We start from the raw sequence: 11,384 nt of genomic DNA on the forward strand, positions 1-11,384 counted from the left end.
TAATAAAATGATATTTCTCAGCTTTTTAAAGATTCTTTTACAGCCTGATACTTTTATATTCGCATCAGCATGCAACAGGCACTCAATAAAAAATGGTGGTTTACGCCCTTTATTCTTTTACTTATTGTAATACTGCTGCATGTGCTTGCGCTGTGGCCCTGGTTCATAGAAAATGTGTACAGCGCTTATGTATATCCGCCCATTGCATACCTGCTAAGGTTGTTAACCGGCTGGCTTCCTTTCAGTACAGGCGATGCATTGTATGCACTGGTTGCTATATGGTTAATCGTAAAAATCATTTTGTTTTTCAGGTATAAACCTTCATGGAAAAAATTTGGGATGGCGCTGCGCAACCTTGCTGTTAAAGGCTTAGGGGCATACATTTTCTTTTTATTGTTATGGGCCCTGAATTATTACCGTTATGGCATTGGCTATAAAATGCATCTTTTTCCTGACAGGTATAGCACAGAAGATTTAAAGACCGTTACAGCGCAAATAAGAGAACAGTTGAATGCAAGCAGGAAACGGATAGATAGTTTGCATATTCGCTATGGCGATGATAAAACCATTTTTAAAGAGGCCGCAGATTTATATGATGCGGCAAAAGCAACCTATCCGTATTTAAGCTATCCCAATCATTCCGTTAAAAAAATGCTTGCAGGCGATATTGGCAGTTATGGCGGGTTTCTTGGCTATTATAATCCATTTACCGGCGAAGCGCAGGTAAATGCAAAAGCGCCGGTATTCGTGCTTCCATTTATTGCCTGTCATGAAATAGGCCACCAGCTTGGTTTTGCCAGCGAAAGCGAAGCCAGCTTTGCCGGCTTTCTGGCGGTACGGTCGGGCAATTTGCCGGCATTTAATTATTCTGCTTACTTTGATATGTTCCTGTATGCGAATGGTGAATTATACAGCCGTGACAGCATTGCGGCAAGGGAGAATGTAAAGCTGCTTGATACGCTCGTTAAAAAAGATATTAATACCTACAGGCAGTATTTATACGCTTACCGCAACCCGCTTGAGCCTTTGCTTACCAAACTCTATGGCAATTATCTGAAAGCGCATAATCAACCCAAAGGCATTGAAAGTTATGATGAAATTGTTGCCTGGCTTATTGCTTATTATAAAAAGTATGGAAGGTTATAAAGCCAGACAGGACAGGGTTATTTAGGTTTAATTTAGTTGCTCATAAAACAAAGTACCTGAACTTGTAGCTGATGAATTGAAAGGGTTCTTAAAACAAGATTAGTAATACCTATAAAATCAACGCAACGTATTTAAGGAAAATATTTATATATTTCTTTTCGGTGTAACACACGCTTTAATTCAATATTATTTTCCGATTTGCATATTCCTATTCTGTAATCGCCAAATCTTGCTTTATAAAAATTTTTATGCCCTGTCATTTTTTCTACAAAGCCTACTTCTTCTAATGAATTTATATGTTGCAATTCTTCAAAAACAAAATATTCTATTTCTCTCCTCCGCCTGGCGGGAAAAACTTTAGCTAAATCTTTAAGGAATGTTCTGGTAAAACGACCTCCACACTATTTTTTTTCAACCTTTTATAGTATGTTTTTGCTTCATTTAATGTAAGCTTTTCTTCAAGATCTGTCTCTTTCATGTATTGGGTTAAGGCATAATCTTCAAGCACGTCTTCGAGGCGTTTAAAAATTTTTATGTCTAACTGAACAGCAACAGGCTTTTGCTGTTTGTTAATGATATATTTTTCTTTAAGGTCTAACATAAACTAAAAGTAGAAATATTTCTTCGCACAAAAAAATCAGCCTTTGTGCCTTAAAGTAATTTGGCAAAAGGCTGGCTCAGCCTGAGGGGCTGAGCCAGCCTTGCTTATACCCGCACATAAATCTTTTTCTTATCTAACACATAACCGATTAGCCAGCAATACAGCATATAGCAAACAGCAAATAACAGGGAGCCGGTATAAGCGCCGATATAAGCAAAAATGTTGTCGTATATCCATTCAAACAAATTGGTGTTGCCAACAGGGATCATGGAAAAGACCGTAACAGACAATTCTGACAGCATATAAATAAACAACGGGTTCCTGCCAAATACCTCGAAGAAATAAACACCAGTTCTTTTGTTTAAGAAATCAACATAATACATAATGCAGGCAAGCAGCATGCAATCAAGGCCAACCGTATGCAAAACAAAGCTGCTCGTCCATATTTTTTTGTTGATGGGGAAGCCATAATTCCACCAGAAAGCAATTACAAAAGTTATAAAACCGGCCATCATCAGTTTGGCAAGGCCTTCATAACTCTTGCCATGTTTCTGTACATATTGACCAACAAGATAACCGCCCACCACATTGCCAATAGAAGGAAATGTGCTTAACAAGCCTTCCGGATCGAAGGGAAAGCCTTCGCCCTCGTATAAATGGTTTTTACCTATCAGCCAGGTATCCAAATGCAATACAGCATTGGTATGCACGTCGAGCGGATCGGCGCCCGTGCCAAAATAAACCATCACAGGCCAGTATAAAATAAGTATGAGCACCGAAATAATAACCGTAGTTCTCGTTCCTAAAAAATACAACATAAGCGAGGCAAAACAATAAGCCAGGGCTATGCGTTGCAATACGCCAAATATTCTTGTATTGGCTATAGGCGATAATACAAGATGGTGCTGGTCGTTATACTCAAAAAAAGGAAACCAGTACAATAAATAACCACATAAAAAAATGATGAGTGTGCGCCTGAAAATCTTACCAAGCACAGCGCCGATATTCATTTCACTCCAGCGGCGCATAACAAAGCTCATGGCATTGCCCACCGCAAACATAAAGGATGGAAATACAAGGTCAGTTGGCGTGAAGCCGTTCCAGTGTGCATGTTTAAGCGGCGCAAAGCTTGCCTCTTCGTTACCGGGCGTATTTACAATAATCATGAGGCAGATGGTCATGCCCCGAAAAACATCCAGCGCAAGAAAACGCTGTTTCGCAATTGGTTGCATTTACGTAACAATTGTTGAGTAAAAAATAAAATAAAGCAGCAGAATATTAATTGCGCTAAAGATAGTTGTTTGAAAACATCGGCAACTATTTTAAAAGAATTTTTTCAGGGTTAAACTTTAAAATCATGGCTTTATGTTTTTGCGCCTTTGTGGCGTATCTTCCAAACCGGGTTTTAAGACAGCTTCCTTTTATGAAAATTGCAGGTTATATTTTTTAACGCCTGTTGATTTTTATTGGCAGCATGATAAATTTACTGCTTCATATTTATCGTATGTTCAGAAAAAGATGGTTTACAATCCTGCTTATCATTTTTATTGTACTGGCAATAGTATATCTGCTTGGGCCGCATCCTGAAACGCCGGTTTATGCAAAAGCATTGCCGGCCGTTCCTTCAAACCCGGCGGCGCTTGAGCATTATATTGACAGTAATGAAGCGCAGCATACGCTCAAGCCCAATAACGAAGCAAGGATCGTTTGGTTCGATTCGGCCAAAACAAAAACAGAATATGCCATTGTTTACCTGCATGGCTTTTCTGCAAGCCAGGAAGAAGGCCGGCCTATACACACCAATATTGCCGGAGAATTTGGCTGTAACCTGTATTTAAGCCGCCTGGCAGAACATGGCATTGACACCATTCAGCCTATGATAAACCTCACCCCGGAAAAATTATGGGAAAGCGCCAGGCAGGCGCTGGCGATAGGCAAACAAATAGGCAACAAAGTAATTTTGATGAGCACGTCAACCGGCAGCACACTGGCTTTAAAATTAGCAGCCGATTATCCCAACGATGTTGATGCATTGGTAATGATGTCGCCCAACATTGCCATTTTCGACAGCCGCTCTTTTCTTTTAAACAATCCCTGGGGTTTGCAGATTGCGCGCACACTTACAGGCAGCCATTATATAACCGCAGGCGATACAAGCGCTGTGTATAAACAATACTGGTATAGCCAATACCCTTTGGAAGCGGCAACACAATTGCAGGAGCTGATTGAAACCACCATGAACAAAGCAAGTTTTGAGAAGGTAAAACAACCTGTGCTAATGCTGTATTATTATAAAGACAATGTGCACCAGGATAGCGTTGTAAGCGTGCCTGCTATGCTGAAGATGTTTGATGAATTGGGCGCTGGTAAAAAAACAAAAATAGCTATGCCCAATGTGGGTAACCATGTAATGGGAAGTTATATAAAATCGAAAGATTTGTTAGATGTGCAACAGGCGATAGAAAAGTTTATGGAGAGAACGCTGGGAATGAAAAAGGCAGGACAGTAAAGAATATTATTTCCCTTTTCTTTATCAGCCATTCTGTTTTTCCTGTTCCGCAGCCAATTGTAAAACAACTTTAAAAACTGATGCCATCCAAGGTTCCGCTTAATGATACAGCTCTCACCTCTATTGTTTTATTAATAAGCATTATTGTCCGGATAACTTGGGCTAAAGCCCATTGTGCAAGGGTTTCAGATATATAACCCCGGGGTTAAGCCTGGGGTTAGTAAAAAGCAGGCCCATAAAGGGCTTTAGCCCAAGAGAAAATATTTTAGTCGGACAACAATGATTGATAAGCAAAAACAGCAGGTTGTATTTTCAAACTGAAAGCACAACATCTATACAGCAAAAAGGTGAGGCTATCATTATCAGCCTCACCTTTTTATACCTTGTTTAAAACCCATTTAATATATCCAGCGCACAAATGCTTCCATAGCGGCATAACGTGTAAGCCCTAAAGCGGAGTACAGGTTGGCTGTATTAGCATTGCGGTCTTCGGCACGTTGCCAGAATTCACGGTTATCTGTTCCCTGAAAAGGCACGGCATCTTTCTGGCTTTGATGAATGAATATGCCAAAGCGTTTCTTCATTACCTGGTCGGGGCTCATGGGTATCGCCATTTCTATATCGGCAATGTCCCACTCCTGCCAGGCGCCTTTATACAGCCAAAGCCAGCAATCGTTTATCCATGCATCGCCTTCAGCCTTTATTCTTCTTAAGCTTTCAAATACAATATCAAGGCAAACCTTATGTGTGCCATGCGGGTCGGCCAGGTCGCCGGCAGCATACACCTGGTGGGGTTTTATTTCGCGCAGCAACTGCATTGTTAACTTAACATCCTCCTCTCCCATTGGCTTTTTCTCTATGGTGCCGGTTTCATAAAAAGGCAGGTTTTGAAAATGCCAGTGGCCATCTGTCAAACCAACATATTTGCAGGTGGCTTTTGCTTCGCAGCGCCTTATCAATCCTTTAATGGCGCGTATTTCGGGGGTATCAACGCCGCCTGATTTTTTTGAAGCGAGATAGTTTTGCGCATCTTCCAGAATCTCGGTGCTTTTCTTATTGTCCATATCAAAAAGGTCCTGGAAGCCTACTGCAAAGTCGAGAAAGCGGGTTACAAATTCATCTGTAACGGCAATATTGCCGCTGGTCTGATAGGCTACATGCACATCGTGCCCCTGGTCGTGCAGCCGCATAAATGTTCCGCCCATGCTTATGATATCATCATCAGGATGCGGTGAAAATATGATTACCCGTTTTGGATAAGGCTCGCTTCGTTCCGGATGTGTTGATAAACCGGCGCCGGGCTTGCCTCCGGGCCAGCCGGTAATGCTGTCGCGCAGCAAATAATATACCTGCAGGTTTATTTCATAGGCATCGCCTTTTTCAACCAGCAGATCGCCCAAACCATTTTCATTATAATCAGGGGTGGTTAAGCTTAAAACAGGTTTGTTCAGTTTTAATGCAAGGTTTACCACGGCGCGCTTAATTATTTTTGGCGTCCATTCAATCACGCCCGTAAGCCATGGCGATTTAATGCGCGTTAATTCAGATGCAGCCTGTTCATCCACAATAAAAGTGCAATCGTTGTGCTGCTGCAAAATGCTGGCGGGCACCTGTTCAGTAACGTTGCCTTCCACTGCTTTTGCCACTATGGGCGCCTTAAAACCCCAGGCCATCAATAAGATTCTTTTAGCTTTCATTATGGTGCTTATGCCCATGGTAAGCGCAAGCCTGGGCACTTTTGAAATATTCTGAAACTCCCTTGCATTGGCCACACGTGTACTGTTGTCAAGAATGGCCAGGTGTGTTTTTGAAAATATGCTGGAGCCCGGTTCGTTAAAGCCAATATGACCGTTATTGCCTATGCCCAGCACCTGCAGGTCTATGCCGCCTGCATCATCAATCATTTGCTCATATTCCATGCAGTGTTTACGGGCTTCTTCCTTTGATAATTCGCCATTAGGTATATGAATATTTTCAGGAGCAATATCTATGTGATCAAATAAATGCCGGTGCATGAAGCTCCAGTAACTTTGAAAAGCAGTTTTGGCAATGGGAAAATATTCATCGAGATTGAAGGTGATAACATTTTTAAAGCTTAAGCCTTCTTCCCGGTGCAGGCGCACCAGTTCTTTATACATGCTGATGGGTGTGGAGCCGGTAGCAAGGCCCAGAACACAAGGCTTGCCCTCCGCTTGCTTTTGCCTGATAAGCTTTGCTATTTCACCGGCAGCATATTGCGAGCCTTCCTTTGGCGACGGAAAAATTTCAACCGGAATTTTTTCAAAAGAATCTACCATGATTTTATAATTATAGTTTATATGTTTTGATTGTTTAATAAAGCATCGCTGTTACTCGCCTTTGTTTATGCCTTTTGCATTATAACTAACATTCCAAAGATCATAACGCTTGTATTGGCTTTGAAGGCGCTGCTGAAAATCCGGCCAGTTCTTTTTATCCTTACCGCTCCAGGCTATTTCGCATAAAGCTTCCATGCGCGGAAAAACCATGTATTCTACTTTTTTTCCATTATCAACATATTCGGTCCACAGGTTTGCCTGAACGCCTTTTATATACAATTGTTCTTCCGGTGTAAGCTTTGGCGTGAAAGGCTCGTAATTATATACTGTTTCAAGCGGAAGGTAACCGCCTATTGTAAGGCTGTCTTCCTGTTTTGTTTGGGAATAATCAAAATAGAAATACGTTGTTGGCGTCATTATAACATTGTGATGCTGCCTGGCTGCTTCAATGCCACCTGCTTCGCCACGCCAGCTCATCACGGTGGCATTAGGCGCAAGGCCGCCTTCAAGAATTTCATCCCAGCCAATGATCTGGTGGCCTTTGCTGTTTAAATATTTTTCTATGGTGCTTATAAAATAACTCTGCAGGCCGTGCTCATCTTTCAATCCTTTTTCTTTAATAAGGTTCTGGCAGAACGCAGAGCGCTTCCAGTAATCCTTGGGGCATTCATCGCCGCCTATATGAATGTATTTTGAAGGAAACAAAGCCATCACTTCATCCAATATATCTTCCAGGAATTTAAACGTATAATCAGTGGGCGCAAACACATCGGGATAAACGCCCCAGCTTTGCTGCACCTGTTTGCCGGTTGAATCCCCGCTCCAGGTTACGCCTTTTGCTATGGGGGTGTTTTCATCGGGAAAGCAGCTTAACTGCGGATAGGCGGCAATAGCGGCAGATGCATGGCCCGGCATTTCAATTTCGGGAATGATGGTGATATACCTGTCTGCAGCATATTTTACTATATCTTTTATTTGCTGTTGTGTATAATAACCGCAATATTTTGTGTTATCATTTCCTGTTCCCGGATGATGGCCGATAATAGTACCGTTTCTGCAGGCGCCCACTTCCGTCAGTTTCGGGTATTTCTTTATTTCAATGCGCCAGCCCTGGTCTTCGGTTAAATGCCAGTGCAATGTATTGAGCTTATGCAGGGCAAGAAAATCTATGTATTGCTTTACAAACTCAACAGGAAAAAAATGCCGGCCGCAATCCAGCATCATGCCCCTGTAAGCAAAACGGGGCGCATCTTCAATGCTGCATTGCTGCACAGTTAAGCTGCCTGATTTTTCTGCAGGCAGTAGCTGTATTAAAGTTTGAATGCCATAAAAAACACCTTCTGCATCGTTGCCAGTAATGGAAATCCCGTTGTTATCAATATGCAATGTATAAGCGCCGGGAATGGCAGTGCCGCCCGGGCGTATTATCTGCAAAGAAATCTTTCCTTCAGGATATAGATTTTTATTCTCTGCCGGCAGGCTGAAGCCATAAAATTTTTTCAGGTAATCATTTAAGAAGGCTGCACTTTTTGCCAAATCTTTTTGAACATAAAAAACAGTGGTATGGCCTGTAATGGAAAATGTTCCCTGCTTTGTTTCAGCCTTTACAGGCGCCGGAATAATATTTAATGTTTGTGTGTTTGTTAGTTTGGAAATCATCATAAAGCAAAAAAGAAAACCCAGCAATTTGTTCATGTGTTCATTGATTTAACCGGTGAATGAAAATATATTAAAATATAAAGCATAAAGAAAAGAAATGTTTGCAAATGATGCGTAAGGCAATCGTATGCATAATATTAAAAAATAAAAAAATCCCCCGCAGTGCGGGGGGATTTTTTTATTCAATTTTTGTAATCTTCAGCACATTCGTTGGCAGATGCAGGTTAACCGGCGTACTGCCGGTATTAATGACCACATCATCCGGTTTTAAAAAGCCTCTCTCTTTCAATATTTTTATCTGGTCGAAAATAATATCATCCAGGCTTATCTCTTCATCATAATAAAAAGCGCGAACGCCCCAGCTTAAGCTTAACTGGTTAACAAGGCTTTTTACCTTTGTAAAAATATATAAAGGGCTTCGTGGCCGATAGCTGCTTAAGGTAAATGCCGTATAACCGCTTTGCGTCATGCCAATCAAAGCGTCGGCATTGGCATCTTTTGCTATTTTGCAGGCATTATAGCATATAGCATCACTCAGAAAAGTGGGCGAATGCGACAGGGGTTTCAGGTCTTCTTCCCTGTTATAACGATATTCCGTTTTTTCTACTTCAAGAATAATGCGGCGCATGGTTTCCACCACCAGTGCAGGGTGTTTTCCCGTTGCTGTTTCACCGCTCAGCATAACGGCATCCGCACCTTCCAGCACCGCATTGGCCACATCGGTTATTTCGCTGCGGTTTGGCTTAATACGGTCTATCATGCTTTCCATCATCTGTGTGGCTACAATTACCGGCTTTGCCCGGTGAATGCATTTGCGAATAATATCGCGTTGCGCCATTGGCACTTTTTCAACCGGCAATTCCACACCAAGGTCGCCGCGCGCCACCATCACCGCATCTGATTCAAGGATAATGTTGCGCAGGTCTTTTAATGCAGAAGGCATTTCAATTTTTGCAATCACCTTGCTCGACGATTTCTTTTCTGCTATCCTTCTTTTCAGGTCAATAATATCTTCTGCCTTGCGCACAAACGAGAGCGCAATCCAGTCCACGCTGTACTGTAATATAAACTCAAGGTCTGCGAGGTCTTTCTCCGTCAAAGCCGGCAAAGAGATATCGGTATCCGGAAGGTTTACTCCCTTTTTAGGCATCAGTATGCCGCCGTAAGTAACGGCAACCTTTACATCATCATCAGGCGTAATTTCAATTACAACCACTTCCAGTTTGCCGTCATCAATCAGAATTTTGTCGCCCACCTTTACATCTTCGTGGAGGTTAGGATAGGATACGTAAATTTTTTCTTTGGTACCTACTACTTTTTCTTTTGATGTAAAGGTTAATATATCGCCGTTATTAATTTCGAGCAAACCGTTTTGAATTTCACCCACGCGCAGTTTGGGGCCCTGCAAATCGGCCAGCGAAGAAACGTTAAAGGGCTCTTCACTGTTCATCCGTTCAATAAGCCCAAGTATCCTTGCCTTGTCTTCCTGTGTGCCGTGAGAGAAATTTAACCGGAATACGTTTACGCCCGCTTTTGCAAGCTCCAGCATTTTTTCGTATGTATCGCAGGCGGGGCCAATCGTTGCCACTATTTTAGTACGGTGAAATGTATGCTCTACACCTGCCTGCCGGTCCATTTCCTTATGCAGGTATTTTGTTATATTATCTGACATAGAAAAATTTCAATGTTTATATTTCATCTGCAATCAACTGGCCAAAATTTTTACAATCTCCAGCCAGTCTTCGCCCATCTTTTGTTTTTCGCGTATGGCAATCTCCAGCGGCGTATAATGCATGTTATTATTTAAAATCCCTACCATCACATTATGCCTTCCTTCCAGCAGGCTTTCCACGGCATGATAGCCCATGCGGCTTGCAATAAGCCTGTCAATGCAGGATGGCGGCCCGCCCCTTTGAATATGGCCCAGTATGGTAACCCTTATCTCCAAACCTTTCAGCCTTTCTTCCAAAAGGCGGGCTACCTCATTGGCGCCTTTTATTTTGGGGTTGGAGGGGTCTGGCATATATCCTTCTGCCACTATAACAAGGTTAACGAGCTTTCTTCTTTTTTCCTGTTCAGAGAGCGCTGCAATAATTTCATCTATTGTAGTATTTACTTCAGGCATTAAAATATGCTCGGCGCCTGTGGCAATACCGCTATGCATGGCGATGTAGCCGGCATGCCTGCCCATTACTTCTACAATAAACAGGCGGTCGTGCGAGTCGGCTGTATCGCGTATTTTATCAATCGCTGCCACTGCTGTGTTTGCGGCAGTATCAAAACCCAATGTAAAATCGGTGCCGTACAGGTCTTTATCAATAGTGCCGGGAATGCCAATGCATGGAATGCCAAACTCTTTATTCAGTTTGTAAGCGCCGGTAAAGCTGCCATCCCCTCCTATCACCACCAGCCCGTCAATACCCTGCTTTTGTAAATTAGCAAAGGCCTTTTTACGGCCTTCTTCATTATAAAATTCTTTGCAGCGCGCTGTTTTTAAAATTGTACCGCCACGTTGTATAATATTGGCGACCGAGCGGGAAGACATTTGAAACATATCATCTTCTATAATGCCGCTATACCCGCGCATGATGCCGAAAACTTCAAGGCCGTAATAAATCCCCGTTCGTACAACAGCCCTGATAGCTGCATTCATGCCTGGAGAATCTCCCCCTGATGTTAAAACGCCTATTTTATTAACCTTCGTTGACATTGATGCAATCAGTTTGTTCTATTATTAAAATGTATGCAGTCTAAAATTCTCTTGCTCAACGCGCCAAAAGTAAGCGTTTTTTACAGATGTTTATTTGAGGCTGCGCATAAAATAAGATAAATTATCAGGATGCCTGTTCTTAATAAAATATTTACTGATGCATGTCATAATCTTACCATCATTTACAAAATTTTAGCATAAGGCTTGCTTACACTTTTAAAAAACAAACATATAAGAATTATAGTTTTTGGCATAGCTGATAAAAAAGGCAGAAAATTTTTCATGAAAGATGAAAACACTATGATTTGCTAAACATGCAATATCATATAATATGTATCCTATATAATTATTGTCCGACTAAATAATTTAAAATCTTGTATTTCAATGTTTGACCTCACCCCAACCCCTCCCGAATGGTCGGGACAAGTTCTCCAAAGGAGAGGGGCCAGAACCCGCTCTGGC

General features: G+C 41.9%; 8 protein-coding genes and 1 pseudogene. 2 read left to right on the plus strand and 7 right to left on the minus strand.

Annotated features, from left to right (window positions below):
- Positions 1-69 precede the first annotated feature (69 nt).
- Positions 70-1,146, plus strand: a complete 1,077-nt coding sequence (locus QM629_RS20810; protein ID WP_415161837.1) for a DUF3810 domain-containing protein — start codon at positions 70-72, stop codon at positions 1,144-1,146.
- A 131-nt stretch (positions 1,147-1,277) separates the two neighbouring features.
- Here the strand turns inward: QM629_RS20810 and QM629_RS20815 are convergent.
- The 3 genes and pseudogenes from QM629_RS20815 to QM629_RS20825 all read right to left on the minus strand — a co-directional run.
- Positions 1,278-1,478 (minus strand): annotated as a pseudogene (locus tag QM629_RS20815) (type II toxin-antitoxin system RelE family toxin); the annotation flags it as partial.
- A 29-nt stretch (positions 1,479-1,507) separates the two neighbouring features.
- Positions 1,508-1,747, minus strand: coding sequence for a hypothetical protein (locus QM629_RS20820; protein WP_415161838.1), 240 nt, complete (start codon positions 1,745-1,747; stop codon positions 1,508-1,510).
- A 104-nt stretch (positions 1,748-1,851) separates the two neighbouring features.
- On the minus strand, positions 1,852-2,979 hold the full coding sequence (locus QM629_RS20825; protein WP_415161839.1) for an acyltransferase family protein: 1,128 nt from the start codon (positions 2,977-2,979) through the stop codon (positions 1,852-1,854).
- Between the two features lie 272 nt (positions 2,980-3,251).
- Here QM629_RS20825 and QM629_RS20830 point away from each other — a divergent pair, with 272 nt between their 5' ends.
- Positions 3,252-4,256, plus strand: coding sequence for an alpha/beta hydrolase (locus QM629_RS20830; protein WP_415161840.1), 1,005 nt, complete (start codon positions 3,252-3,254; stop codon positions 4,254-4,256).
- 398 nt (positions 4,257-4,654) lie between these two features.
- Here QM629_RS20830 and nagB read toward each other — a convergent pair whose 3' ends face one another.
- The 4 genes from nagB to pfkA form a co-directional block, all read right to left on the minus strand.
- Positions 4,655-6,592, minus strand: coding sequence for a glucosamine-6-phosphate deaminase (gene nagB, locus QM629_RS20835; protein ID WP_415161845.1), 1,938 nt, complete (start codon positions 6,590-6,592; stop codon positions 4,655-4,657).
- Between the two features lie 12 nt (positions 6,593-6,604).
- Positions 6,605-8,248, minus strand: a complete 1,644-nt coding sequence (locus QM629_RS20840) for a beta-N-acetylhexosaminidase (protein ID WP_415161841.1) — start codon at positions 8,246-8,248, stop codon at positions 6,605-6,607.
- 142 nt (positions 8,249-8,390) lie between these two features.
- Positions 8,391-9,884 (minus strand): pyruvate kinase, encoded by a 1,494-nt coding sequence (pyk, locus tag QM629_RS20845; RefSeq protein ID WP_415161842.1) that lies wholly within the window; start codon positions 9,882-9,884, stop codon positions 8,391-8,393.
- Positions 9,885-9,917: 33 nt separating this feature from the next.
- On the minus strand, positions 9,918-10,922 hold the full coding sequence (pfkA, locus tag QM629_RS20850; RefSeq protein WP_415161843.1) for a 6-phosphofructokinase: 1,005 nt from the start codon (positions 10,920-10,922) through the stop codon (positions 9,918-9,920).
- Between the last annotated feature and the right edge of the window lie 462 nt (positions 10,923-11,384).

Origin of the sequence: Parafilimonas sp., assembly GCF_047606085.1 — a bacterium.
GTDB lineage: Bacteria > Bacteroidota > Bacteroidia > Chitinophagales > Chitinophagaceae > Parafilimonas.